24 protein-coding genes are annotated in these 23,993 nt (G+C 65.2%); 13 read left to right on the plus strand and 11 right to left on the minus strand.

All coding sequences use genetic code 11. The annotated features are described in order from the left end of the window. Window positions 1-87 precede the first annotated feature (87 nt). The 3 genes from AC066S_RS25990 to AC066S_RS26000 all read left to right on the plus strand — a co-directional run bounded on the left by AC066S_RS25990 (window position 88) and on the right by AC066S_RS26000 (window position 3,377). Window positions 88-1,044: a carbohydrate ABC transporter permease gene (locus AC066S_RS25990; RefSeq protein WP_126258842.1), complete on the plus strand. Its 957-nt coding sequence runs from the start codon at window positions 88-90 to the stop codon at window positions 1,042-1,044. Then, window positions 1,037-1,936: a carbohydrate ABC transporter permease gene (locus AC066S_RS25995; protein WP_126258841.1), complete on the plus strand. Its 900-nt coding sequence runs from the start codon at window positions 1,037-1,039 to the stop codon at window positions 1,934-1,936. The genes AC066S_RS25990 and AC066S_RS25995 overlap by 8 nt, the downstream gene beginning before the upstream one ends. An 85-nt stretch (window positions 1,937-2,021) precedes the next feature. Next, window positions 2,022-3,377, plus strand: a complete 1,356-nt coding sequence (locus AC066S_RS26000) for an esterase-like activity of phytase family protein (protein WP_478270964.1) — start codon at window positions 2,022-2,024, stop codon at window positions 3,375-3,377. A 234-nt stretch (window positions 3,378-3,611) separates the two neighbouring features. Here the strand turns inward: AC066S_RS26000 and AC066S_RS26005 are convergent, their stop codons facing one another. The 6 genes from AC066S_RS26005 to AC066S_RS26030 all read right to left on the minus strand — a co-directional run bounded on the left by AC066S_RS26005 (window position 3,612) and on the right by AC066S_RS26030 (window position 9,010). Continuing rightward, complete coding sequence (locus tag AC066S_RS26005) at window positions 3,612-4,442, minus strand: energy transducer TonB (RefSeq protein WP_126258839.1); 831 nt, start codon at window positions 4,440-4,442, stop codon at window positions 3,612-3,614. Next, window positions 4,442-4,888, minus strand: coding sequence for a TonB system transport protein ExbD (gene exbD / locus AC066S_RS26010; protein ID WP_126258838.1), 447 nt, complete (start codon window positions 4,886-4,888; stop codon window positions 4,442-4,444). The genes AC066S_RS26005 and exbD overlap by 1 nt, the downstream gene beginning before the upstream one ends. Before the next feature lie 4 nt (window positions 4,889-4,892). Beyond that, a complete protein-coding gene (exbB, locus tag AC066S_RS26015; protein ID WP_126258837.1) occupies window positions 4,893-5,669 on the minus strand; it encodes a tonB-system energizer ExbB in 777 nt (258 codons plus the stop codon). A 27-nt stretch (window positions 5,670-5,696) separates the two neighbouring features. Then, complete coding sequence (gene hutX, locus AC066S_RS26020; protein ID WP_126258836.1) at window positions 5,697-6,206, minus strand: heme utilization cystosolic carrier protein HutX; 510 nt, start codon at window positions 6,204-6,206, stop codon at window positions 5,697-5,699. 27 nt (window positions 6,207-6,233) lie between these two features. Continuing rightward, entirely contained in the window at window positions 6,234-6,566 is a 333-nt protein-coding gene (hmuQ, locus tag AC066S_RS26025) for a heme-degrading protein HmuQ (protein WP_027573166.1), read from the minus strand. Between the two features lie 98 nt (window positions 6,567-6,664). Then, complete coding sequence (locus tag AC066S_RS26030; RefSeq protein ID WP_478270965.1) at window positions 6,665-9,010, minus strand: TonB-dependent hemoglobin/transferrin/lactoferrin family receptor; 2,346 nt, start codon at window positions 9,008-9,010, stop codon at window positions 6,665-6,667. A gap of 267 nt (window positions 9,011-9,277) precedes the next feature. On the opposite strand from AC066S_RS26030, the gene AC066S_RS26035 reads away from it, so the two are divergent. From AC066S_RS26035 to AC066S_RS26050, 4 genes are read left to right on the plus strand one after another with little or no spacing between them, the layout of a single operon-like run. Beyond that, the gene (locus tag AC066S_RS26035; RefSeq protein ID WP_478270966.1) at window positions 9,278-9,484 is read left to right on the plus strand and encodes a hemin uptake protein HemP; all 207 of its coding nucleotides are present in this window, start codon (window positions 9,278-9,280) and stop codon (window positions 9,482-9,484) included. A gap of 6 nt (window positions 9,485-9,490) precedes the next feature. Continuing rightward, window positions 9,491-10,444: a heme/hemin ABC transporter substrate-binding protein gene (locus AC066S_RS26040; protein ID WP_135170786.1), complete on the plus strand. Its 954-nt coding sequence runs from the start codon at window positions 9,491-9,493 to the stop codon at window positions 10,442-10,444. Then, complete coding sequence (locus tag AC066S_RS26045) at window positions 10,441-11,532, plus strand: FecCD family ABC transporter permease (protein ID WP_478270967.1); 1,092 nt, start codon at window positions 10,441-10,443, stop codon at window positions 11,530-11,532. The genes AC066S_RS26040 and AC066S_RS26045 overlap by 4 nt, the downstream gene beginning before the upstream one ends. Continuing rightward, complete coding sequence (locus AC066S_RS26050; protein WP_135170785.1) at window positions 11,529-12,332, plus strand: heme ABC transporter ATP-binding protein; 804 nt, start codon at window positions 11,529-11,531, stop codon at window positions 12,330-12,332. The genes AC066S_RS26045 and AC066S_RS26050 overlap by 4 nt, the downstream gene beginning before the upstream one ends. A gap of 158 nt (window positions 12,333-12,490) precedes the next feature. Here AC066S_RS26050 and AC066S_RS26055 read toward each other — a convergent pair whose 3' ends face one another. Together AC066S_RS26055 and AC066S_RS26060 are read right to left on the minus strand one after the other, a co-directional pair. Then, window positions 12,491-14,167, minus strand: coding sequence for a mucoidy inhibitor MuiA family protein (locus tag AC066S_RS26055; RefSeq protein ID WP_478270968.1), 1,677 nt, complete (start codon window positions 14,165-14,167; stop codon window positions 12,491-12,493). Between the two features lie 165 nt (window positions 14,168-14,332). Further along, complete coding sequence (locus AC066S_RS26060) at window positions 14,333-14,953, minus strand: response regulator transcription factor (protein ID WP_478270969.1); 621 nt, start codon at window positions 14,951-14,953, stop codon at window positions 14,333-14,335. Window positions 14,954-15,158: 205 nt separating this feature from the next. Between AC066S_RS26060 and AC066S_RS26065 the strand changes: the two genes are divergently transcribed. Further along, window positions 15,159-16,196: an AraC family transcriptional regulator gene (locus AC066S_RS26065; protein WP_478270970.1), complete on the plus strand. Its 1,038-nt coding sequence runs from the start codon at window positions 15,159-15,161 to the stop codon at window positions 16,194-16,196. 2 nt (window positions 16,197-16,198) lie between these two features. Here the strand turns inward: AC066S_RS26065 and AC066S_RS26070 are convergent, their stop codons facing one another. Continuing rightward, entirely contained in the window at window positions 16,199-17,410 is a 1,212-nt protein-coding gene (locus AC066S_RS26070; protein WP_478270971.1) for an NnrS family protein, read from the minus strand. Window positions 17,411-17,539: 129 nt separating this feature from the next. Here AC066S_RS26070 and AC066S_RS26075 point away from each other — a divergent pair, with 129 nt between their 5' ends. Then, window positions 17,540-18,250: a Crp/Fnr family transcriptional regulator gene (locus tag AC066S_RS26075; protein WP_478270972.1), complete on the plus strand. Its 711-nt coding sequence runs from the start codon at window positions 17,540-17,542 to the stop codon at window positions 18,248-18,250. Between the two features lie 110 nt (window positions 18,251-18,360). Here the strand turns inward: AC066S_RS26075 and AC066S_RS26080 are convergent, their stop codons facing one another. Both AC066S_RS26080 and hemN read right to left on the minus strand, forming a co-directional pair. Then, on the minus strand, window positions 18,361-18,558 hold the full coding sequence (locus AC066S_RS26080; RefSeq protein ID WP_126258824.1) for a DUF1858 domain-containing protein: 198 nt from the start codon (window positions 18,556-18,558) through the stop codon (window positions 18,361-18,363). Between the two features lie 192 nt (window positions 18,559-18,750). Beyond that, window positions 18,751-20,103 carry an oxygen-independent coproporphyrinogen III oxidase gene (hemN, locus tag AC066S_RS26085; RefSeq protein WP_135170782.1) on the minus strand — a complete coding sequence of 451 codons (1,353 nt, stop codon included), beginning with the start codon at window positions 20,101-20,103 and terminating at the stop codon, window positions 18,751-18,753. Between the two features lie 165 nt (window positions 20,104-20,268). Between hemN and AC066S_RS26090 the strand changes: the two genes are divergently transcribed. From AC066S_RS26090 to AC066S_RS26105, 4 genes are all read left to right on the plus strand, one after another. Then, a complete protein-coding gene (locus AC066S_RS26090; protein ID WP_478270973.1) occupies window positions 20,269-20,463 on the plus strand; it encodes a hypothetical protein in 195 nt (64 codons plus the stop codon). Between the two features lie 283 nt (window positions 20,464-20,746). After that, on the plus strand, window positions 20,747-21,844 hold the full coding sequence (gene nirK, locus AC066S_RS26095; protein WP_164718749.1) for a copper-containing nitrite reductase: 1,098 nt from the start codon (window positions 20,747-20,749) through the stop codon (window positions 21,842-21,844). A gap of 53 nt (window positions 21,845-21,897) precedes the next feature. After that, entirely contained in the window at window positions 21,898-22,782 is an 885-nt protein-coding gene (locus tag AC066S_RS26100; protein WP_478270974.1) for a formylglycine-generating enzyme family protein, read from the plus strand. A gap of 166 nt (window positions 22,783-22,948) precedes the next feature. After that, window positions 22,949-23,974, plus strand: a complete 1,026-nt coding sequence (locus AC066S_RS26105) for a Fe(3+) ABC transporter substrate-binding protein (protein WP_135170778.1) — start codon at window positions 22,949-22,951, stop codon at window positions 23,972-23,974. Window positions 23,975-23,993: the final 19 nt, after the last annotated feature.

Consider the following 23,993-nt stretch of genomic DNA (forward strand, 5'->3'; position numbering starts at 1 on the left):
GCTACAGCGCAAAAATTGCTACGCAATTTCGTCGCGAGCTCCTCGCAATGACGGTAGCGTAACTTACACAGACGGGACAACGACCTGATGTCCGTGACGACGCTTTCCTCCTCCGCCCTGGCGCAGCGGCAGCCGAACTGGCTGGTCCGGCTGTTCGACTACAAGCCGTTCCTGATCGTGATGTGCCTTGCCCCCGCGATCGGGCTGCTCACGGTGTTCCTGACCTATCCGCTCGGCCTCGGCATCTGGCTCGCCTTCACCGACACCACGATCGGCCGACGCGGTGACTATGTCGGCCTCGAAAACTTCCAGTATCTGCTCACCGATCCGCTGTGGTGGAATGCCGTGTTCTACAGCGTGGTCTATACGGGGATCGCGACCTTCGGGAAGTTCGCACTCGGCTTCTGGCTCGCGCTGCTGCTCAACAACCATTTTCCGTTCAAGAGCCTCTTGCGCGCGATCATCCTGCTGCCATGGATCGTGCCGACGGTGCTGTCGGCGCTGGCGTTCTGGTGGATCTACGATCCGCAATTCTCGATCATCTCCTACCTGCTCGTCGACGTGCTGCACTGGCGGTCGAGCAATATCGACTTCCTCGGCTCGCCCTGGCCGGCCCGCTTCTCGCTGATCGCCGCCAACATCTGGCGCGGCATTCCCTTCGTCGCGATCTCGCTGCTGGCGGGGCTGCAGACCATCTCGCCTTCGCTCTACGAGGCCGCGATGCTCGACGGGGCCAGCGCCTGGCAGCGCTTCCGCTATATCACCTTCCCGATGATGATGCCGATCCTCGCCATCGTCATGACCTTCTCCATCATCTTCACCTTCACCGACTTCCAGCTGGTCTACGCCATCACCCGCGGCGGGCCCGGCAACTCGACGCATCTGCTGGCGACGCTGGCCTTCCAGCGCGGCATCGCCGGCGGCGAGCTCGGCGAAGGTGCGGCGATCGCGGTGTCGATGATCCCGTTCCTGGTGTTCGCGACGCTGTTCTCCTATTTCGGCCTGGCGCGCCGCAAATGGCAGCAGGGAGAGGACAATGATTGATACCGTCGCGCAAACCGGCGTCGCTGACGCCAAAGCCGCGCCCGACACCATGGCGTGGGATTCCGGCCTGCGGCGGCTGATGATGATCTATTTGCCGCTCGGCTGCTTCGTGCTGATCCTGCTGTTCCCGTTCTACTGGATGGCGATCACCTCGTTCAAGCCGAACGCGGAGCTGATGAACTACAAGGCGCACAATCCGTTCTGGATCTCCTCGCCGACGCTCGCCCACATCAAGCATCTTTTGTTCGACACCGCCTATCCGCGCTGGTTGACGACGACGATGCTGGTCGCGATCGGCTCGACCACGCTGTCCTTGATCGCATCGACGCTCGCCGCCTATGCCATCGAACGACTGCGCTTCCGCGGCAGCCCCTATGTCGGGCTCGGGATCTATCTCGCTTATCTGGTGCCGCCGTCGATCCTGTTCATTCCGCTCGCCACCGTCGTGGTGCAATTCGGCCTGTTCGACAGTCCTCTTGCGCTGATCCTGGTCTATCCGACCTTCCTGGTGCCGTTCTGCACCTGGCTCCTGATCGGCTATTTCAAATCGATCCCCTACGAGCTCGAGGAATGCGCGCTGGTCGATGGCGCGACGCGGCTACAGATCCTGCGCCGGATCACGCTGCCGCTCGCGGTGCCCGGGCTTATCTCGGCCGGCATCTTCTCCTTCACGCTGTCCTGGAACGAGTTCATCTATGCGCTCGCCTTCATCCAGAGCGGCGCCAACAAGACCGTGCCCGTCGCGATCCTGACCGAGCTCGTCACCGGCGACGTCTATCAGTGGGGCGCACTGATGGCGGGATCGCTGCTCGGCTCGCTGCCGGTTGCGGTATTCTACTCGCTGTTCGTGGATTACTACGTCTCGTCGCTGACCGGCGCGGTGAAGGAGTAGATCGCGCCTGCGGCGTTTGGCCCGGCTTCACAAAACTGCAACGTGCCGTCCGCATAAGGCGTGCGTCCGCCAACAGGAGACGCACATGCGCGCGACTTTTCTCAGCACCGTCGCAACGATCGTTCTCACCGCGAGCACAGCGCTCGCGCAGAGCGAAGGTGAATTCCCGGCCAAGCTCGCCGGCCACGTGGTGATGCCGGCCGAGTCGTTCATCGACGCGCCGGCTGACGCCCCCGCCGATCTCAAGACCCCTGGCAAATATACCACCGGCAAGCGGGTCGACGCGCTTGGTACCGTGATGGGCAAGTCCTACGAGCGTCCCACCGGCGTGTCGCTGCCGTTCAAGGGCCAGCCGCTCCAGGGGCATTCGGGCATCAAGACCATGGCCGACGGCAGCTTCTGGGTCATCACCGACAACGGCATGGGCGCGCGCGCCAACTCGCCGGACTCGATGCTGTATCTGAATCGTTACAAGATGGATTGGGCCAGCGGCAAGATCGAGCGACAGGAAACCATCTTCCTGCACGATCCCGACAAGAAGGTGCCCTTCCGAATCGTGCATGAGGATACCCAGAAGCGCTATCTCACCGGGTCCGATTTCGACACCGAAGGCTTCCAGATCGTCGGCGACACCTTCTGGATCGGCGACGAGTTCGGCCCCTATATCCTGAAGGCTGACAAGTCGGGCAAGATCCTCGGCGTGTTCGACACGGTTGCCGACGGCAAGCCGGTGCGCTCGCCGGACAATTGGGCCGTCGCGACGCCGGGTGCGCCGGGCGCGACCTACACCAACGTCAATCTCCGCCGCTCCAAGGGCTATGAGGGCTTCGCCTCGTCGAAAGACGGCAAGTTCCTCTATGGCCTGCTCGAAGGACCGCTGTGGGATGCCGAGAAGAAGGACTGGGAGAAGATCGACGGCAAGGAAGCCGCCCGCATTCTCGAATTCGACGTCGCCGCGGAGAAGTTCACCGGCCGCTCCTGGCAGTATGTGTTCGAGCAGAACGGCAACGCCATCGGCGACTTCAACATGATCGATCAGGCCTCCGGCCTCATCATCGAGCGCGACAACGGCGAAGGCACCGCCGACAAGGCCTGCCCGCAAGGCACCCGCGGCGAGAACTGCTTCCCCGACCTCGCCAAGTTCAAGCGCGTCTACAAGATCGAGCTCTCCGACGCCAATGTCGGCAAGCCCGTGCGCAAGATCGGCTATATCGACCTGATGAAGATCAAGGATCCCGACAAGAAGGCGCGGAAGCCGCTCAACGACGGCGTTTACACCTTCCCGTTCTTCACCATCGAGAACGTCGATCGCGTCGACGACAGCCACATCATCGTCGGCAACGACAACAACCTGCCGTTCTCCTCCAGCCGCGATCCCAACAAAGCCGACGACAACGAGTTCATGCTGCTCGAAGTCGCGGATTTCCTGAAGGCGAAGTAGGACGAGTTCTCTCCTCTCCCTCTCCCCACCTGCGGGGAGAGGGTTGGGCCTCATCCCCGTCATTGCGAGCGCAGCGAAGCAATCCAGGATCTTTCCGCGGAGACAGTCTGGATTGCTTCGCTGCGCTCGCAATGACGGGGACAGAACTTCAGTCCTACACTCTCAATGAGGTCGCGGAGACAACCCCTCGCACCCTTTACACGTCAGACCGTGAATGGGTGTGAGCGAGCATCCTCACCTCACCGTAAACTCCACCGGAATCGTAAAGCTCATCGAGCCGGACTTGATCTCGTCCGGCACCGGCGGAAACGGCGAGGCCTGGCGGACCATCGCCGTGGCCTGGGTGTCGAAGGCAGCGACGCCGGATGAGCCGGCAAGGCGGCTGGACGTGACCTGCCCGCTGCGGCTGACGGTGAAGCTCAGCCTGGCGACGCCGCGCTGGCCTCCGCCGCCGGCAGGATAGGAGTGAAAGCGCATCAGATGGGCGCGGACTCGTTGATTGTAGGATGCGATCACGGAGGCCAGCGCGCCGGCGCTCTGGACCGACGCCATCGGCGCCTCGCGCTCGGCGCGCGGGGCTGCGCTGGTGCGCGGCGCGGGCGTCGCCTCCGACGGCTTCCTGGCTTCGCGGCGAACCACCTTGGGCTTTGCGGGTGCGGGTTTTTCGTGCGGTACGATCTTCACAGGCTCCGGCCTGGCCGGCGTCGGCTCCAACTTCTGCTCCGGAGGGGCCACGACATCAGGCTTGTCCTGCGGCGGCGTCGGCGCGATGGTCTCCTCGACGGCCTGCTGCTGCACTGGCTCCGGCGGCGAGGCGTCGGCTTCCTGCATCACCGGCCCCGGTGCGACGTCATCCTGCGTCGATTGCGGCGCCGAGGTCAGCGGCGCCATATCGACCATGATCGCCGGCAGGCTGACGCCCTGCTCCGGTTGCGACCTCTGCCAATTCATCGCAAGCAGCGCGGCAGCCACATGCAACATCACGATCGCTGCCGCCGAGAGGCTCCAGCGCGCCGTTTCATGCTCGCCGAGCGGCTCGTGCAGGGCAAAGGCGTTGGCGGCCATCAGCTGCGTCCGTCGAGGCCGACCAGCGCGACCTTGAGATAGCCGGCATTGCGCAAGGCGTTCATCACCTCCATCAGGTCGCCATAGGAGACGGCCTTGTCGGCGCGCAGATAGATGCGCTCGTCCTTGCGGCCTTTGGTGGCGGCATCGAGCGAGGTGCTGAGCGCCTCGCGGGCGACGACATCTTCGCCGACCGCAACGGACAGGTCCGGCTTGACGGTGACGAAGACCGGCTTGTCCGGCCGCGGCGCCGGCTCGGCCGCGGTGGCCGGCAGATCGACCCCGATGTCGACGGTGGCAAGCGGAGCGGCCACCATGAAGATGATGAGGAGCACCAGCATCACGTCGATGAACGGCGTGACGTTGATTTCATGGGTAACGTCGAGATCGTCAAGGTCGCCGCGCTTGCGCGGCGATCCGGAGTGCGTACCGAGCTTCGCGGCCATGGCTCTACTCCGCCGCCCGCGTCAACCGGAATTCCCTTTGGTCGCGTTGGCGGCTGACCAGCAGCATGAGCTGAGCCGAGGCGTCGCCGAGCAGGGCCCGGTAATTGGCGACGCCGCGGACGAGATGATTGTAGATCACGACCGCCGGGATCGCCGCGACGAGGCCGAGCGCGGTGGCGAGCAGCGCCTCCGCGATGCCAGGCGCGACCACTGCGAGGCTGGTGGTGTGGCTCTCGGAAATGCCGATGAAGGAGTTCATGATACCCCAGACCGTGCCGAACAGGCCGACGAAGGGCGCGACGGCACCGATGGTTGCGAGCACGCCGGTGCCGCGCGCGATCTGCCGTGACATCGCCGCCTCGACCCGTTCGAGCCGCAGCGCGACACGTTCCTGAAGGCCGTCGTCGAGCACGCCGCCGGAGAGCTCGGCCTCCCTGGCGCAGGACTGGATCAGCTGGACGACGGCGTCGTTCGCGTCACCGGCACGTGCGGATGCCTCGGCCAGGGTCAGATTGCCTTCGAGCGCGCGCGTCCGCTGCAGCGCGAGCGCGCCCTTGCGGCGCAGCTCGATAATCTTGGCGAGCCACACCGTCCAGGTCACCAGCGAGGCGACGGCGAGCCCGACCATCACCGTCTTCACCACCACGTCGGCGCCGAGGAACATGCCCCACGGCGACAGGTTGCGCGGCAACAAGGCCTGGTCGATCGCGAGGGCCGGTGTCGGCGCGAGCGCCAGCGCGACGGTTAGGATCACGTGCCGAAGCCCAAAATTGCTCTGCATCCCGGTCTCCCGACAGGTTGAAGCGAACTAGCGCGCTGGTGCGATTCGGTCCGCAAGCTGGCGGAACCGCGCCAGTTGATCCGCCCGCAGCGCCCTTGTCTCGTCGCGGCCGACGAACACCTTGAACATGATGCCGCCGTCGGCGTTCACGAACGCGACGAAGGCCGAGGTCTTGCCCATGAACGGTCGCTCGACGAAGGCAATTGCCGCGCAACGCTCGTGGCGGAGATGGCCGTGCAGGCCCTTCGGCTGCATCAGGTTGAAATAGCCGCGACCGATCTCACCGGCAGGAATGGCGCCGGTGAATTCGAAGATCGCATCATCCGTGTGCACGATCAGCGTGACCTCGCCCCACGCCGCGATGTCGTGCATGACGGCGGCAAAGTGCTCGCCGCCACCGATGCGCACCATGGATGACGGCAGCGCCTCGACCACCGCGCGCGGGGGGACGTTGCGCTCACGCGCCACGTCCTCGATCACCGCGCCGGGATTGTCGGCCATATAGGCCCTGAGATCGGCGAGACCCGTGCTCAACATGTCCGGCTCCTCTGGTGCGCCACTGCCTCAGGCCGCCGCTGCCTTGCGCTCACTCTGGATCACCTCGAAGCCCTCGAACTTGGGGTGACCGAGATACAGGCTCTCGCCGGTCCTGTTGTCGGCACGGGCATGGGCGCGGCGGAATTCCTCGGAGCGCGTCCAGGCCTCGAACGCGGCCTTGTCGACCCAGCTGGTGTGCGACGAATAGAGCGTGTGGTCCTCGGCCTCCGGTCCCTTCAACAGATGAAACTCGACGAAGCCCGGCATGCTGCCGAGATAGGATTCGCGCGTAGCCCAGACGGTCTCGAACGCGGTCTCCGCGCCCTTCTTCACCTGGAAACGATTCATAGCGATGAACATGAAAGTCTCTCCTTCTGATCAAAACGAAACGCACCGAGGCCGCGCTGGAGCATCAGCGCGGCCCGACGGATGTTTGTGGTGTTGCGACGCGCCGTCCCTTACGCACCTCCAAAGTGGATCTTCATGCCGGCCTTGTAGACCCTGCCCGGTCCCGGGCTCGACCACAGCACGTCGTTCTGCGTGGTGCCGTCGGTCGAGCTGCCGGGAATGGCGTAAGGCCGGTAATACTGGTTCAGGAGATTGTCGATCGAGGCCGTGAACACGATGTCCCTGGTCGCATTGTAGGTCAGGTACAGGTTGACCAGTTCGTAGCCGGTTGCAGGCAGATAGCCGGCGGGGACGTCGTTGTTGGCCCCGAATGAGGCCCACTGCGCCGACAGGATCAGGGTGCGATCGAGCAGGCGGACACCGCCGGTCGTGACGACCTTGCGCGGGGTGATGGTTGCAAGCCCGATATTGGTGGCGACGTTCTTGCCGTGGATGTAATGACCGGCGACGCCGATGAACCAATTGCCGGCATCGTACATCGTCTCCGCCTCGAAGCCCTGGATACGGGCGTTGGCGATGTTCTGGTACTGATAGTACTGGCTGAACGAGCCGAACCCGGTCGGCACCGGCGTCGAGGCGACGAGGTCGATGTAGTCGCTGACATCGTTGCGGAACAGATTGATCTTGCCGCGGAATGAGTCATTGGCGCTGAAGATGTTGTCGTATTTCAGGTTGATGCCGACTTCCTTGTTCCTGCCGACCTCAGGACGCAGGTTCGCGTTGGGCAGGAAGCAGAACAGGCCGGCGGTGCCGCCTGGACAGGGGAAGAGAGCCGGCCCGCCGCCGGTCGCGTGCGCGCCCGAGATCACCGTCTCGGTGATCGACGGCGCGCGATAGCCTTCGGCATAGCTGACATAGGTCTGGAAGCCCGGGACCGGCGTGACGCCGAGGGTGATCTTCGGCGAGAAGCGGTCGCCGCCGGCATGCGTCTTGCCGGAATCGAGGTCATAGCGGTCATAGCGGATCGCGCTCACCGCCTCGAACCAGGTGCTGTAATTCTGCTTCAACTGAAGGAAGCCGCCCGACACGGTGCGGATGCCACTCGGCGTGGTGATGTTGGAGTTGCCGCGGCTGTCCGTCGTGATCACGTCGTCCTGGAAGGCGTCGATGCCCCAGGTGACGGCGTTGCGCCAATCGCCCACGTTGAAGCGCGTTGTGTTGTTGGCATCGATGCCGTAGGTATTGAGGACATAGCCGCGCTGGTCGCCGACGCAGCCCGAGACGTTGTTGCCGAACCCGCCGTTGCAATAGGCCGACGGCATCGTGCCGTAATGGTAGGTCTTGGTCTGGTCGTTATCGGTGCGATTGCCATAGACCGACATGTGCCAGTCGAACAGATTGTCGCTCGGGAGCGAATAATTCCAGGTCACGGTGCCGGTGTAGTTCTTGGTATCGGACGCATAGACCGACGAGCCGCGATTCAGGGCAATCAGCGCTGGGGTGGTGGTCGGACCGCGATTGAACTGGCCGATATCGTATTGGTAATCTTGGAAGACGGCGCCGAACTTGACCTCGTGACCGAGCGCCGGCCGCACCGTGAGCTTCATCAACCCGGCCTCGACCTGATTGCCGGTGTTGCCGATCTCGGTGCCGTTGCCGTCCTTGTAGTTGCCTTGCGTGCGATAGACCGCGCCGCCGAAGATATCGACGTCGGGTGTGGCGCGGACGCCGCCGAACACCGAGCCGAGACCGCGATTGTTGTTGGACCCGTAAGAACCGGAGAGATCGACGCCCCAGCGCTCGCCGGGACGCAGCACGTCATTGATGTCCTTGGTGCGAAACGAGACCAGGCCGCCGATCGCGCCGGAGCCGTAGATGTTGGCGGTCGGCCCGCGTACGACATCGACGCCGCCGATCAATTCAGGGTCGAGGAAGAAGGAGCCGTTGGCATTGTGGCCGGTGCGCTGGTAGTTCTGCCGGGCGCCATCGACGACGACAGCGACGCGGCCGAAATCCTGCAGGCCGCGGATGTTGATGACCGTTGCGGGATCGTCGCCGCGCTCCTGGAACGACACGCCAGGTACCGCATAGAAGATGCCCGACAGCCGGTTCGGCTGGATCCCCTGGATCTGGTCGAGCGAAATCGAGCTGACCGGCGCGAGCGCATCGATCGCGCGCTCCTTGGTCTTGGTTGCAGCGACCGTGATGGTGTCGAGCACCTGCACCGGCGCCGTGCTGCCGGCCTGGGCGCGAGCGTTCAGGATTTCAGGCGTTGCCTGCTGCGCGACTTGCGGCTTTGACGGCTTGCGTTTGGCCTGTTTCGGCCGTTCCGTGGACGCGTTTTCGGCCTGCGGCGATGCAGTCTGCGCGAGACCGCTCTCCGTCATCACTGCCGCAAATGAAACCACCGACGCGCCCAAAATCAGGGCGCGCGAATACCTAGCCCCGTCAGCCATATCAGCCCCAGCCTGCACTTCACTTCAAAATTTGGAATCTTTGGCTGGCTGGCGTGCGTTCGCAACGCGAACGGCTGGCTGGCTGACATCTCAAGTCGCGCGGGCAAGTTCCCCGCCGCCATAATTGGTTACGTGGCAACACCCTGACGGTCAATGACATCAGGTTGCAGTTTATATCGATTGTAAATTGCAGCCGTTGGAATGCGCTCGGTGCCGCCTATACAAACAAGCAGCACTCCAAGGTTTCGAAGGCGCATCACACTTCACATGTCAGCAACGTCCGCAGACAACGACGGCGACGCGGCGGGGGCAGCAGGAAGCTCTTCTGCGACAACGAGAACCGTGACCATGCGGGGCGGCCAGATCGACAGCCGCGAGCTGTTCGCGGCCGCCCGCGAGATCATCATTGCGCATGGCGAAGACAGCTATCGGCTTCGCCTGACATCGCAGAACAAGCTGATCCTGACGAAGTAATCCGCAATGGTATTTTGCCGCACCATCGCCAGCCTCCTGCTCTCCAGCGGAATCGCGCTCACGCCGGCCGCGCACGCCGCCGGCATCACCGTACATGACGCGCGCAATCGCGAGATCGCCGTGACCGATTCCGGGCGCACGGTCTCGATCGGCGGCGCCATCACCGAGATCCTCTATGCGCTCGGGCTCGAGAGCCGGCTGGTCGGCGTCGACACCACCAGCCTTTATCCGGCGGCGGCGCTGCAGGACAAACCCAATGTCGGCTACATGCGCCAGATCTCCGCCGAGGGCGTGCTGGGCCTCAATCCGACCCTGATCCTGGCGATCCAGGGCTCGGGTCCGCGCGAGACCATGGACATCCTGGAAACCGCGAAAGTGCCGTTGGTGCTGGTGCCCGACACCTTCACCGAGGCCGGCCTGATCGAGAAGATCAAGCTGGTCGGTCACGCCATGGGCGTCGACGCGCGCGCCGCGTGCCTGAGCGCCGCGGTCAGCGCCGATTTTGCGCAGCTCCGCGCCCTGCGTGCCAAGGTGACCAAACCGGTGCGCGTGATGTTCGTGATGTCGCTGCAGAACGGGAGAGCGCTGGTAGCCGGCCGCAAGACTGCGGCCGAGGAGATCATCCAGCTCGCCGGCGCCGCCAATGCCATCGACGATTTCGACGGCTACAAGATCATCGGCGACGAGGCGATCGCGGTGGCAAGACCCGACGTCGCGCTGTCGATCGAACGCGGCAAGGACCCGGTCCAGGCCGAGGCGATCTATGCCCATCCCGGGTTTGCGCTGACGCCGGTCGCAGCCAACAAGAGCTTCATCGCCATGGACGGGCTCTATTTGCTCGGCTTCGGACCCCGGACGGCGGCAGCGGCCCGCGATCTTTCCACAAGACTCTATCCAGCGTTGGCCGAACGGGGCGACGGATTCACGTCGGCGCTGTCGGCAGCGAATTGCCGGCAATGAGCGTGGCAGTCGAGACTGGAGCGCGCAGCCCGGAACGACACGCCGGCGCGAGGCGGCCGTCTGCATCATTAGCGATCCTGCTCCTGATCGCGGTGCTCGCGGTCACCGCGATCGTCGCGCTGACGCTCGGCGCCGCCGGCATCCCCCTCTCCCGCCTGCCTGCCGCACTCGGACTGTCAGGCGAAAGCACGGCGATGACCGCCCGCGACCAGCTCGTGCTATGGACGATCCGCGTCCCCCGGATCGCGGCGGCCGCGATGATCGGCGGCCTGCTCGCCGCGGCCGGCGCGATCATGCAAGGACTGTTTCGTAACCCGCTCGCCGATCCTGCGCTGGTCGGCGTCTCCAGTGGCGGGGCGCTCGCAGCCGCAAGCGCGATCGTCTTCACCGATTCGTGCTTTGGCGAGACGCTGCGCTTCCTTCAGGCCGAGCTGCTGCCGCTCGCTGCATTCGCGGGATCCTTGGCCACGACCGCAATCCTCTACGGCATCTCGAGCCGTTCGGGGCGCACCTCGATCGCGATTTTCCTGCTCGCCGGCGTCGCCATCACCGCCATCGCCAATGCCGGCATCGGGCTTCTGGTCTTCGTCGCCGACGATCGCCAGCTCCGCGACATCACGTTCTGGATGCTGGGCTCGATAAGCGGCGTGACTTGGACCAAAGCCGCCGTGCTCGCACCGATCCTCGTCATCGGGCTCGGCGCCTGCACCTTCATCGCGCGCGGCCTCGATCTCCTGGTGCTCGGCGAGGCCGACGCTTTTCACGGCGGGGTCGATGTCGAGCGTCTGAAGCGGATCTCGATCGTCATGGTCTCCGCCATGACCGGCGTCGCCGTGTCGATCAGCGGCGTCATCGGCTTCGTCGGCATCGTCGTGCCGCATCTGCTCCGCCTCGTCATCGGACCCGCGCATCGGCTGCTGCTGCCGGCCTCGGTGCTGCTCGGCGCGATCCTGATGGTCGGCGCCGACACCCTGGCGCGCACGATCGTTGCGCCGGCGGAGATGCCGATCGGCATCCTGACCGCGGCGGTCGGCGCGCCGGTCTTCCTCTTCATCCTGCTGCGGCAGCGCGGGCTCGCCTCGCTATGAGTGCCGTGATCGAGGCGCGATCCCTCAGCAAGCGCGCCGGCCGCGCGACGCTGCTCGATGGCGTCGGCCTGACGGTTGCGGCCGGCGAGATGGTCGCCGTCATCGGTCCGAACGGCGCAGGCAAATCGACCTTGCTGCGGCTGCTCTCCGGCGATCTGCGGCCGAGCGCAGGCGAGGTGCGCCTGAAGCAGCGCGACATCGGCAGCTTCACGCCGCGCGAGCTCGCCGCCCGCCGCGCGATGCTGTCCCAGCACATCAGCGTCTCCTTTCCCTTCACCGTCGCGGAGATCGTGCGGATGGGCGTGAACGATCGCAGCGCGCGTGACGCGGGCCCGCTCGTCGATGCCGCCCTCGAGGAGGTCGGCCTTGCGCATTTCCGCGAACGGCAATTGCCGACCCTGTCAGGCGGCGAGCAGCAGCGCGCCCATTTCGCCCGCGTGCTGGTGCAGCTCGCCTGCGGCGAAGCCGAGCATGGCCCGGGGCTTCTGCTGCTGGACGAGCCGACCTCGAGCCTCGATCTGCGTCACCAGATCGACCTCGTCGAAGCGGCGCGCCGCCGCGCCGGCAGCGGCACGGCGGTGATCGCGATCCTGCACGACCTCAACCTGGCCATCCGCTTTGCCGACCGGCTGATCGTGCTGGCTGGCGGCAAGCTTGCCGCAGACGGCTCGCGCGCAGACATCGTCACGCGCGAGATCATCCGTGACATTTTCGAGATCGAGGCCGTGGTTCATCGGGATGACGACGGCGTGCCGTACGTGCTGCCGCAGTCGATGCGCGCGCCGCCGACACCGCGGTGAAGGTGTCCTCCCTCGCCCCGCTTGCGGGGGGCTGGAGTGAGGGGGAGCCTCCGCGGGGACGGTGAGAGTTGGACTCGCGGAGAGTCCCCCTCACCCGGATTGCATCTTCGATGCAATCCGACCTCTCCCCGCAAGCGGGGCGAGGTGGAAGGCGCAACCTACCCCGCCGGCACGATCACCATGCTCTTGTCCTTCGGCCAGCGGATGCGCCAGGCGAAGTTGATGTCGCGGACTTCGCCGGGCTTGGCGTCGAACGACCATTCCAGCACGCCGCGCTTGTCGCGGATGTTGCTCGCGGTCGGCGTCGTGGTCGACGGCAGCATCTCGACGACGATGTCCTCGCTCTCGCTGACCGGCAACTGATCCTCGATGGCAACGCGAAGCGGGAAATCATGACCGTTGCGGATGGTGGTCTTGAACGCACGCTCGTCGGTCTTGGACGTCGTGACCAGCAGGCCGGCCGAACCTTCATTGCGCTTGAGCACGGCGCGCTCGATCCTGACCTTATCGTCGGCGCCGAAGCCGAGCCGGACAATGTCGTCCTTGGCCGACGCCGAGATCTTGCCGCGACCGACAAAGACGCCGTCGCGATAGATCGCGACCTTGCCAGGCAGCAGGGCCGTGTCGTCGGTCTGCTTGAAGCTGGCTTCGAGGAAGGCGGTCGGGTCCAGCACCGGCGCGGCACGGACGGCGAGTTCGGCGGGCACCGTCATGGCCGCGATGCGCATGCTCTTGGCTCCTTCCGCGGCGCCGAGGCTGACGCGGCCGGGAATCTTGAACGTCGCCTGGAAGCCGCCGATCTCGGCCACCGCCTGCTGCTCGTCGGCGCGCTCGGTCGCCTCTGCGACCTTGGACATGGGCTCGAACTGCGCCGAACGCTGGCGGGCGGTCGGCGCAGGCCGCGCCAGGTCCGAGGCGGTGCCGAGCGCCAGCGGCTTGGGCGGCTGCGGATATTGCGCCACCAGCGAGCCGAGCTCCGGCGCACTGCCGCCACGCCCGATACGCACCGTGGAGACACCGAGCGCGACATTCGACCAGTCCTCGCCGGTCGACTGCGTGATCTCGGCGCGACGAACGAGTTCGAGCTGCGGCTTGCGATCCTTGGCGCCGGTGTCCAGCCGGGCGTCGTAGAGCGGCACCCAGCGTGCGTTGCGCACGGCGTAAGTCACCCGCAGCGTCGCCTTGGTCGCGGCGGCCGAGGCGACGTCGATTCGCACCTCCAGCTTGCTCGGCGGCTTGGCCGAGCGCTCGGCCTCGAGCTGCGCGATCTGGCGGTCGATCTCACGCTGCTTTCGCGTGGCGTCGCGGATCGTCGTGTCGGCGGTCGCGGTCTCCTCGGCGACCGCGGCAAAGGCCGCGCGCCATTCGGTGATCGGCCGGGCCTCGCCCTTGTCGCCGAGGCCGGCGGGCGAGGCTTCGGCAAAGCGCTGGGCAAAGCTGCGCCTTGCGTTTGCCGAGTCGATCGCACCTTGCAGGTCGGCGCGTTGATCCCTCAGCGCTTCGATGCGCTTGTCGAGCTCGGAGAGGTTAACGGGCGGCGCGGCCCGCGGCGGCCGGGCATCGATCGTGCCGATGGTGAGCTTGGCGCCCGCCTCGCCTTCGACGCGAAGGGAGGACGGATCGAGCGAGAGCGGAAAATCCCTGGCGACCAGTGTCGAATCGCCGGAGGCGAGGTCCAGCGCGATGATGCGGGTGACGGTGGCGCCATCGGGATAGACCGTCACGGTGTCGATCGCCGAATTGGCATCCAGTTCGGCGGCCCATGACGGCACCGCGAGGACCGTGGTCACCAGGACCAGGCTCGTGGTTGCCAGACATTTTGCGGTGATGCGCATGAAATTCCTCCCTGCCGATATCGACGCGTCACCAGCCGGACGCGCGAAAGATGCCTTGCCAAGATGATTGGACGCGGCAGGGAAGGAACCGGTTCGATTGGGGTTTCCGTTGGGCACCGCTGCGGCGGCACCAAGGCTGCGGAACGTATGGCAATCCCGCGGGTCTTAAGCCTGGGTCGGCGAGCCCTGGCCGAAGATGCGTCGGAGCAGATCGGTCACGTTCTTGGCCCCGGCCTTCTTCAGGATGCCGGCGCGGTAACCTTCGACCGTCCGCGCACTCAGATGCATGCGGCGGGCGATCTCCTTGTTGGTCAGGCCGGCGGCGAGGTGCTCGAGCACGTCGGCTTCGCGCGCTGTCAGCGGCTCGCAGCCGGGCAGCCAGCCCTGTCGGCTCGTGCGGGGCTGCGCGAATTCATCGATGGCGGCATCGATCCGGCCGACGATGTCATGGGTGCGGAACGGCTTTTCGATGAAGTCCGCTGCGCCGCTCTTGATGGCGTCGACCGCCATGGCGATGCTACCGTTCGCCGAGGTCACCAGCACCGGCGCCATGCAGTTTTCCTGGCGCAGCCGCCTGAGCATGTCGAGGCCGGAGCGATCGGGAGGCAGCTCCATCAGCACGCAGGCCGGCATCCGCGCCTTTGCCTCGGACAACAGAGACGCACCGTCAGCGAAGCAGATCACGTCATAGGCGCTCTGTTGGAGCGCGGCTGAAAGTTGTTCGCGGGAGGCCGCGTCAGTCTCGATGACGAATACCTCACCCTTGGAAAGCGTGTTTCCCGGCATAATCCCGATCCAGCAATGTCTTGGTCAAATGGTCCGAGACGGAAAGCAGGCCCCATCGCCACGCCGCGCCGTCATGAGCACGGCATTCACGCCAGTGCCTCGGTTTCCCTTATGTATGTTCCGCCCGGTTCCTCGATTTGACGGACCGAGACAGAAACTTTACATTTCGGGACATCTGCGGGAATGGCTGGCAGGAACGGTTCGCATGACCGACCTCGTTCGCAGCGCAGGCTTGAGCTATTACCCGGAAGTTGCCCGGTCGGTGGGGCTCGATCCCAGACAGATGATGCGCAAGGCCGGGCTGCCGCTGGCCTGTCTCGACCAGCCCGACACTCCCATTGCCGTCGCCGGGCTACGCCGTCTGCTCGAATTGTCGGCAGCGGCGTCCGGCGCCGAAGATTTCGGCTTGCGTCTCGCCGAGCGCGGTGGCCTGACCAATTTCGGCGCTGTCGGCCTGATCGTGCGCGAGCAGGCGACCGTGGGCGAAGCGATCGAAGCGTTCTCGCGCTTCATCCATATCCATCATGACGGCATGCGGCTGGATGTGACGCGCGGCAGGCAGACCGTGACCGTCACGCTGCATCTGCGCGGCCGGCAGCCGAGCGCGCCGCGCCAGTCGATCGACATGGCGCTCGGCAGCGTCCACCGCATCATCCAATCGCTGTTCGGCCATGACTGGCGGCCGCAGGAAGTGCATCTGCATTATCCGCCGCCGAAGGACCGCAAGCGCTATCGCGACTTCTTCGGCTGCCGCGTGACGTTCAACGCCGAGGACGATGCGATCCTGCTGTCGGCGCACGACATGGAGCGCCGGATCGCGGGCGCGCATCCCCTGATTGCGACTTATCTGCGCAAGCGGATCGAGGCAATCGAGACCCGCCCGGCAAGTTGGGAAGGAAAGGTCGACGAGGTCGTGCGGACCCTGCTCGCGACCGGCGACTGCACCGTCGAGCGCGTCGCCGAGCATCTTGCCTGCACCCGCCGCACCATCCACCGCCACCTCGCCGCATCAGGCACCAGCTTCTCGGCAATCCTGGATGCGCAACGCGCCGATCTCGTCACTCAGCTGATCGACGACCCTGGGCGGCCGCTGGGCGACATCGCGGTGCAGCTTGGCTTCTCCGCGCAGAGTGCCATGGCACGCTGGTTCCGCGGCCGCTTCGGCTGCACCATCACCGACTGGCGCAAGGGCCTGAGGCCAACGGCACCGCCGGCCGATGCGCCCTCGGCGAGCGCTGCTTGAGTTCAGCGCGCCGGAGCCGGCACGCCCATGATGGCGAGGGCGCGCCGCCGGCTGCCGGCGAGCAGCGGGCCGAACGCGACGGCAAATCCGAGGAACGCGACGAGCCAGCCGCAGGCGGCGATGTGCAACAACACATAGCTGTGCGCGGGAAACATCACGGCCGCGACCCGGGCCAGTGCCGCGATGATGATCGCGGCATAGATTCCCTGGATCGCCGGCGAAGCCGTCAACGCCTGTCCGGTATGGCCAAGGCTCGCGCGGGTCATCACCGCCAACGTCATGGTCCCCGCCGCACCCGTCATCCAGGTGTGGATGCCGGCGCTCGGCGGCAGCGCGCCGACAACCGCCAGCGCGTGCAAGATGAAGCCGAGCGGCACGAAGACGTAGCCAATATGCAGGATCACCAGCAGTCGCTCGCGAAAAGTGCGATCGCCGGCCCAGCGCGCAAGCCGCACCAGGTGCAGCCCGCCGACCAGCGCCATCAGCACGCCGGTGACGGCATTCAGCGGCGCCGCGATCCAGGAGATGAGCGCGAGCGCGCTGCATCCGATCACTGCGCCGTCGAAGCGCCCGAACGGGACCGGCAGACGGCCGGGATTGAACTTGACCAGCCAGTTGCGGGTGAAGCTCGGAATGATGCGGCCGCCGATCAGCGCGATCAGCAGCACGACCACACCGGTGCCGACGCGGATGCTGACATCGGCCGCGCCCTGGTAATGCGCCTCGAGATGGAAAGCGACGTTGCCGGCGAGCAGAACGGACACCAGTCCCACCACCGGCAGGTTACGCCAGTTGCCGCCTGCGATGATCTCCCGCGCCGCGGCGGCGACGACCAGCGCCAGGAAGGCGGCGTCGACGGCCAACGCGAACGCCCAGCCGGTATCGGCCGACAGCGTCACCGCGACCCGCCCGGCAAGCCAGACCGTCACCAGCGCCCCGAGCGAGATGCCCTGGATCGGCAGCCGGCCGGTCCAGTTCGGAATGGCCGTGAACAGGAAGCCGGTGATCACCGCCGGCAGGAAGCCGTAGAGCATTTCGTGGACGTGCCAGTCGCGCGGCGCGAATGCGGAACTCACCGACAATTCGCCATAGAACATCGGCAGCCAGGCCAGGATCGACAATCCGGCCTGGATCGCGGCGAGCAGGAAGAAAGGCCGAAAACTGTGCGCAAACAGCGGCCAGCCCTGATAGTTGCGGGATCGGGCGCCAGCCATAGGGTCAACTCCAATGAATTTCAGTCCGTTGCCTGGAAAAATACTGCCAACCGATCGTCGCGTTTTGCGCTATCGCAAACTATCGAACGATTGCAGGTGCCATCACACTCCCGGCGCCAAGGAGGCAGAATGGCCAAGGTCGACACATCGCTGGTTGCGCATTTGCCGCTGTTTGCCGGGCTCACGCCAGAAGCTCTGGACGAGATCCTGCGTGAGGCCCGTTCGGCGCGATATCCCAAGAACAGTGCCATCTTCGAGCAGGGCGCGGACGCGCAGTCCTTTTTCCTGCTGCTGCACGGCCACGTCCGCGCGGCCAAGACCACGCCGACCGGCGAGCAGATCGTGGTGCGCTACGTCGCGCCCGGCGAAACGTTCGGGCTTGCCATGGCGATCGGCGCCGCGCGATACCCGGCGACCGCGACCGCAGCCGACGACAGCGTGGTGCTGATCTGGCCGACCTCGGCCTGGCCGCGGCTGGTCGAGCGATTTCCCTCGCTTGCCGCCAACACGCTCCAGACCGTCGGCACGCGCCTCCAGGAGAGCCACACCCGCATCCTGGAAATGTCGACCCAGCAGGTCGAGCAGCGCGTCGCGCATGCGCTGCTGCGCCTCGCCAAGCAGTCCGGCAAGAAGCTCGACCACGGCATCGAGATTGACTTCCCGATCAGCCGCCAGGACATCGCGCAGATGACCGGCACCACGCTGCACACCGTCAGCCGTATCCTCAGCGGCTGGGAGAGCCAAGGCCTCGTCGAAAGCGGCCGTCAGCGCATCATCCTGCGCGATCCGCACGGGATCGTCGTGTTGGCGGAGCGGAGCGCAGACAGCGGGGCGGCGTGACGGCTGCACCAAGGCGCCTCCGTCCAAGATAGGGGTGGGGGCTTCCGCTTACGGCGAAAGCCGCCCCTCACCCAAGAATCCACGCGCGCCCGCGCGAATTCCAGACCGTTTCACGCCGGCACGCGATCGACCAGCGCGGCGAGGAATTTTTCGCGGTCGATGCCATGCTCGCGGCAGGCATCATCCACCGTGTGGAAGGTTGCGATCGGGCAACCGACACAGGCCATTCTGAAGGCCAGAAACACGCGGATGGTGTGCGGCGCCGTACGCATGATGTCATCGACCAGATCGTCGGATCCAAAGGACATGGACAACTCCGTTCGGAGATGACGATAACGGCGGGGGTGGTGCTTTCTTTGTTGGAGCGCAAGTAGTTGCCGGTTCCCTCAGCTCGTCATTCCGGGGCGCGCCGTTTGGCGCGAACCCGGAATCCATCGGGCGTCGGATGACGTACAGAAATGGATTCCGGGCTCGCGCTGCGCGCGCCCCGGAATGACGAATTACACCGCCCGGCTGTGCAGCTGCTTTGCCGGGTTGAGATGCGCGTCGAACGCGGCAGCGACGCTGCGGACCAGGAAGCGCGAGTCTTTTGCGACTGCGAGGCGATTGCCCTCCAGCCTCACGACGCCATCGGAGATCAGCGGCCTCAAACGCGCCGCCGAGCGCAACATCGCCGTGGCCTCGGCGCCATGGCGGGCGCAGATGTCGCCGAGATCGGCGCTGAACTCGCACATGATGCGTTCGATGATGTCGGCGCGTAGCCGGTCGTCGTCGGTGAGCCGATACCCCTTCGCGGTGGCGGGACGGCCGGCGGCGATGCTCTGCGCATAGGCGCCGATCTGCACCTCGTTCTGGACGTAACCCTGCGGCAGATGCCCGATCGCGCTGGCGCCGAAGCCGAGCAGGACTTCACCCTTGTCGGTGGTGTAGCCCTGAAAATTGCGTCGCAGCGTCCCCTCCTCGAACGCCACCGCCATGGCATCGCCGGGCCGGGCGAAATGATCGAGCCCGATCTGCACGTAACCGGCCTCCTTCAGCGCATTGGCGATCGCGCAAGCCTGGTCATGCCGCGCGAGGCCGTCTGGCAGCACGGCTTCGTTGATCATGCGCTGGTGCTTCTTGAACTGCGGCACATGGGCGTAGCCGAACACGGAGAGGCGGTCGGGCGCGAGGGTGAGGCTGCGCCGAACCGTATCCAGGCACGATGCGACGGTCTGGTGCGGCAACCCGTAGATCAGGTCGAAATTGATTCCCGCGACGCCGGCGCGCCTGAGCATGTCGACCACGGACGCCGTCTGCTCGAAGCTCTGCACGCGATTGATCGCCCGCTGCACCACGGGATCGAAGCTCTGCACGCCAAGGCTCGCGCGGTTGACGCCGGAGAGCCGCATCGCCTCGACCATGTCGGCGGTCAAGGTGCGGGGATCGATCTCGACCGCGATCTCGGCCGAGGGGAGCACGAAGAACTTCTGGCGCATCGTCGCCATCAACTCGGCGAAAGCCTCCGGAGCCATGATCGTCGGCGTACCGCCGCCGAAATGGATGTGCTCCACCTTGATGCGGCGGCCGATGGTTTCGGCGATCTGCGCGATCTCGCTGCGCAGCGTCCGCTGATAGCCGGCGATGAGCTCGTCACGGCGGGCGATCTGGGTATGACAGCCGCAATACCAGCACATCTCGCGGCAGAACGGCACGTGGAGATAGAGGGACGCGCTGGCGCCCGCGGGCAGTTCCGCCAGCCAACGGGCGTAGGTGTCCGGGCCGACCGCCGTCGAGAAATGGGGCGCGGTCGGATAGCTCGTGTAGCGTGGCAATCGCTCTTCGCCGTAGCTTGCCGCCAGATCAGCTCTCATATCTTACCCATTCGTAAATTTCGGCCGTGTGCAGACATCACGGCAAATCACGGAATGAGTTCAATTAACCCGGATGCGCCGAAGGGACTTTGCGCTCGCGCAAAGCCCGGCAGCCGGTTCCCGGCCATGATCAGAAACATTCGTGCGGCCATCCGGAGCGTTGCCATGAGGCTTCTCGCACTCGAACTGATCCTTTCCCTGCTCGACGTCCGCGGCCATATCCCGCGTTTCGACGACTTCCGCCCGACCCCGGTCGCACCGGCCGGCGCCGCGCGCGCCCTGGCCGCCGTCATCGCTGTCCTCGCCGTGCTGTCGCTGGCGATCTGGGCAGCGGTCTGGCTTGCCAAGCATCCGTTCTAGTCGCGTCTTCTCCAAGGCCGCAGCCGCCGAGCGCGTCGGCAACGATCCGTGGCGCGTCAGAAGTGTCGGTACCGCCGTGCGGCCGCTGGTCGCTCCGCCGCGACATCCGCATCACGTCATCGGATGCGGTTAATGTGGCGCGCCGATCCTGCTCCGTTGAGACACCTAGGCGCTGTTGCGTAGCTGAATCCGGCAAAACCTTGTTGCAGCGCAAACACCATCGCCGAGATCGGAGCACACTGCATTCCGTCATCAAAAACTTTTCAGATGAAGGATGCTTCCGATGTTCACCCGCAGAGCCGCATTGATCAGCGCCGCCGCGACCGCTTTGATGCTGGCGACCCCGGCTTTCGCCGCCAGCGATCTCAAGCTGCCGCGTCAGAAGGTCGAGCTGGTCGCTCCGCCCTTCGTGCACGCGCACGAGCAGGCCACGACCCAGGGCCCCAAGATCGTCGAGTTTACGATGACGGTCGAGGAAAAGAAGGTCGTCATCGACGACAAGGGCACCACCTTCCAGGCAATGACGTTCAACGGCTCGATGCCGGGACCGCTCATGGTCGTGCACGAGGGTGACTATGTCGAGCTGACGCTGGTCAATCCCGCGACCAACACCATGCCGCACAACATCGACTTCCATTCCGCGACCGGCGCGCTCGGCGGCGGCGAACTGACGCTGATCAATCCCGGCGAGCAGGTCGTGCTGCGCTGGAAGGCGACCAAGACCGGCGTGTTCGTCTATCACTGCGCACCGGGTGGTCCGATGATCCCCTGGCACGTCGTCTCCGGCATGAACGGCGCCGTGATGGTGCTGCCGCGCGACGGACTGAACGACGGCAAGGGCCACGCTCTGAAGTACGACAAGGTCTACTATATCGGCGAGCAGGACATGTACGTGCCGCGCGACGCGAAGGGCAATTTCAAGTCCTACGAATCGCCCGGCGAAGCCTTTACCGAGACCGAGGAGGTGATGAACAAGCTGATCCCCACCCATGTCGTCTTCAACGGCAAGGTCGGCGCGCTCACCGGCAAGAACGCGCTCACCGCCAAGGTCGGGGAGAACGTGCTGATCCTGCATTCGCAGGCCAATCGCGACAGCCGTCCGCATCTGATCGGCGGCCATGGCGACTATGTCTGGGAAACCGGCAAGTTCGGCAATGCACCTGAAGTCGGGCTCGAGACCTGGTTCATCCGTGGCGGGTCGGCGGGAGCTGCGCTGTACAAATTCCAGCAGCCCGGCATCTACGCCTATGTCACGCACAATTTGATCGAGGCGGCCAATCTCGGCGCGACCGCGCACTTCAAGGTCGAAGGCAAGTGGAACGACGATCTGATGACCCAGGTGAAGGCACCTGCCGAAATACCGGCTCCCAAGACCAACTAAACGCGAAAAGGGGGCCGGTTATCACCGGCCCCTTCTTTCTTCGAGGAATGACCATGCTGATCGCATTCAAGCTCAAACTGGCACTCGCCTGCGCCGCCGGGCTCGCAGGGCCGATCGCGATGGCACCCCTGGTTTCAACCATGGCGGTCCGCGGCACGGCGACGGAGCCTGCGATCGCCAGGGTCGCGCCGGGCAGCCTGTCCTATCGCGAGGCCGGCGATTTCACACGCGGCGGGCAGCAGGCGGAAGCGCCGCTGCGCGCGATGCGCGTCGACCGGCCGCTGCACATCATGCGAAACCAGGTCTCGTCATCCGACTATCAGCTTTGCGTGCAGGACGGCGCCTGCCGCGCCCTCGATCGCGACGTGGCGGTCGCCCCCGATCGCCCTGCGGTGCAGGTGAACTGGCACGACGCCGAGGCCTATGCGGGCTGGCTGTCGCGCAAGACGGGCCACCATTACCGGCTGCCGAGCGATGAGGAATGGGCCTTTGCCGCCGGCTCCAGATTCAAGGACGACGGTGTCGCGGTCGATGCGAACGATCCTTCAAAGCGCTGGATCAGCCGCTATGAGCGCGAATCCGAACGCGACCTCTCCGACACCAAGACCTATCCGTTCGGCAAGTTCGGCCCGAACGAACACGGCATCGAAGATCTTGCCGGCAATGTCTGGGAGTGGACGTCGACCTGCTTCGTGCGCTCGCGCGTCGACGCTTCAGGCAATGCCGGCCGCCCGACCGTGAACTGCGGCGTGCGCGTCGCCGAGGGCGCGCACCGCGCCTATGTCACCGATTTCATCCGCGACGCCCGCGCCGGCGGCTGCGCCCAGGGCGTGCCGCCCGCCAATCTCGGCTTCCGCCTGGTGCGCGAGGAGACGTCGTGGGTGGCGAGCGTGTCGGCGCGCTGGAGCAAGGTGTGGGCGGCAAGATCATTATCATAGCGGCGCACATACGTTTTCCCGTCAACGTCTCGTTGATTAGAATCGATCTAAAATAATAGATCTTGGAATCGCTCTAAGTCGTGCTCCTCGCGACATCGGGTCGCTGACGTTGTCGCATCGCCTGCGCTACTCAATCTGGCGTCAATCGCCCCTTGGAGCAGCCCTTATGATCAATCTTCGCGTCCTCGCCGCCTCCGCGGCGGTGTTGAGCCTGACCTTATCCTTCGCGTCGAAAGCAGCCGCCAATGGCGAGGTGAACGTCTATACCTATCGCGAGACCAAGCTGATCCAACCGCTGTTCGACGCCTTCAGCAAGGATACGGGCATCAAGGTCAATGTCGTCTCCGCAAGCTCAGGTCTGGAGCAGCGCATGAAGGCGGAAGGCGCCAACGGTCCGGCCGACGTGCTGCTGACGGTGGACATCGGCCGCATCGACGAGGCCGTGCAGGCGGGCGTCACCCAGCCGATCAAGTCGGAGGTGGTCGATAAGGTCGTGCCTGCGCAGTATCGCGATCCGGACGGACACTGGGCCGGCATCTCCATGCGCGCGCGCGTGATCTACGCCTCGAAGGATCGCGTCAAGCAGGACAAGATTACCTATGAGGAGCTCGCCGATCCCAAGTGGAAGGGCAAGATCTGCATTCGCTCGGGCCAGCACATCTACAACAACGCCCTGTTCGCGGCCTATACGGCCAAGTACGGCGAGGCCAAGGCCGAGGAGTGGCTACGCGGCGTGAAGGCCAATCTCGCGCAGAAGCCGTCGGGCGGCGATCGCGAAGCCGCGCGTGACGTTGCCGCCGGCAAGTGCGATATTGGCATCGGCAACACCTATTACTGGGCGCTGATGATGAACAATGATCCCGAGAAGAAGCCGTGGGCGGAGGCGACCCGCGTCATCCTGCCGACCTTCGAGGGCGGCGGCACCCACGTCAACCTTTCCGGCGTGCTGCTCGCCAAGCACGCACCCAACAAGGCCAACGGCATCAAGCTGATCGAGTGGCTCGTTAGCGAGCAGGCGCAGCAGATGTATGCCGACCAGAACTACGAATATCCGGTTCGGAGCGGCGTCCCCATCAACTCTACCATCGCGGGCTACGGCAAGCTCGGCCCAGATCCGTTGCCGATCGCAAAGATCGCTGCCAACCGCAAGGCTGCGGCCTCGCTGGTGGACAAGGTCGGCTTTGACAACTGATCTCTGGCGGCCCTCGTCA

This window comes from Bradyrhizobium sp. CFUWI (assembly GCF_056429085.1).

Excerpts from the sequence above, each read along its gene's own strand:
- AC066S_RS25990 (WP_126258842.1), top strand. The coding sequence starts at position 88 with ATGTCCGTGACGACGCTTTCCTCCTCCGCCCTGGCGCAGCGGCAGCCG.
- AC066S_RS25995 (WP_126258841.1), top strand. The coding sequence starts at position 1,037 with ATGATTGATACCGTCGCGCAAACCGGCGTCGCTGACGCCAAAGCCGCG.
- AC066S_RS26000 (WP_478270964.1), top strand. The coding sequence starts at position 2,022 with ATGCGCGCGACTTTTCTCAGCACCGTCGCAACGATCGTTCTCACCGCG.
- AC066S_RS26005 (WP_126258839.1), bottom strand. The coding sequence starts at position 4,442 with ATGGCCGCCAACGCCTTTGCCCTGCACGAGCCGCTCGGCGAGCATGAA.
- exbD (WP_126258838.1), bottom strand. The coding sequence starts at position 4,888 with ATGGCCGCGAAGCTCGGTACGCACTCCGGATCGCCGCGCAAGCGCGGC.
- exbB (WP_126258837.1), bottom strand. The coding sequence starts at position 5,669 with ATGCAGAGCAATTTTGGGCTTCGGCACGTGATCCTAACCGTCGCGCTG.
- hutX (WP_126258836.1), bottom strand. The coding sequence starts at position 6,206 with ATGTTGAGCACGGGTCTCGCCGATCTCAGGGCCTATATGGCCGACAAT.
- hmuQ (WP_027573166.1), bottom strand. The coding sequence starts at position 6,566 with ATGTTCATCGCTATGAATCGTTTCCAGGTGAAGAAGGGCGCGGAGACC.
- AC066S_RS26030 (WP_478270965.1), bottom strand. The coding sequence starts at position 9,010 with ATGGCTGACGGGGCTAGGTATTCGCGCGCCCTGATTTTGGGCGCGTCG.
- AC066S_RS26035 (WP_478270966.1), top strand. The coding sequence starts at position 9,278 with ATGTCAGCAACGTCCGCAGACAACGACGGCGACGCGGCGGGGGCAGCA.
- AC066S_RS26040 (WP_135170786.1), top strand. The coding sequence starts at position 9,491 with ATGGTATTTTGCCGCACCATCGCCAGCCTCCTGCTCTCCAGCGGAATC.
- AC066S_RS26045 (WP_478270967.1), top strand. The coding sequence starts at position 10,441 with ATGAGCGTGGCAGTCGAGACTGGAGCGCGCAGCCCGGAACGACACGCC.
- AC066S_RS26050 (WP_135170785.1), top strand. The coding sequence starts at position 11,529 with ATGAGTGCCGTGATCGAGGCGCGATCCCTCAGCAAGCGCGCCGGCCGC.
- AC066S_RS26055 (WP_478270968.1), bottom strand. The coding sequence starts at position 14,167 with ATGCGCATCACCGCAAAATGTCTGGCAACCACGAGCCTGGTCCTGGTG.
- AC066S_RS26060 (WP_478270969.1), bottom strand. The coding sequence starts at position 14,953 with ATGCCGGGAAACACGCTTTCCAAGGGTGAGGTATTCGTCATCGAGACT.
- AC066S_RS26065 (WP_478270970.1), top strand. The coding sequence starts at position 15,159 with ATGACCGACCTCGTTCGCAGCGCAGGCTTGAGCTATTACCCGGAAGTT.
- AC066S_RS26070 (WP_478270971.1), bottom strand. The coding sequence starts at position 17,410 with ATGGCTGGCGCCCGATCCCGCAACTATCAGGGCTGGCCGCTGTTTGCG.
- AC066S_RS26075 (WP_478270972.1), top strand. The coding sequence starts at position 17,540 with ATGGCCAAGGTCGACACATCGCTGGTTGCGCATTTGCCGCTGTTTGCC.
- AC066S_RS26080 (WP_126258824.1), bottom strand. The coding sequence starts at position 18,558 with ATGTCCTTTGGATCCGACGATCTGGTCGATGACATCATGCGTACGGCG.
- hemN (WP_135170782.1), bottom strand. The coding sequence starts at position 20,103 with ATGAGAGCTGATCTGGCGGCAAGCTACGGCGAAGAGCGATTGCCACGC.
- AC066S_RS26090 (WP_478270973.1), top strand. The coding sequence starts at position 20,269 with ATGAGGCTTCTCGCACTCGAACTGATCCTTTCCCTGCTCGACGTCCGC.
- nirK (WP_164718749.1), top strand. The coding sequence starts at position 20,747 with ATGTTCACCCGCAGAGCCGCATTGATCAGCGCCGCCGCGACCGCTTTG.
- AC066S_RS26100 (WP_478270974.1), top strand. The coding sequence starts at position 21,898 with ATGCTGATCGCATTCAAGCTCAAACTGGCACTCGCCTGCGCCGCCGGG.
- AC066S_RS26105 (WP_135170778.1), top strand. The coding sequence starts at position 22,949 with ATGATCAATCTTCGCGTCCTCGCCGCCTCCGCGGCGGTGTTGAGCCTG.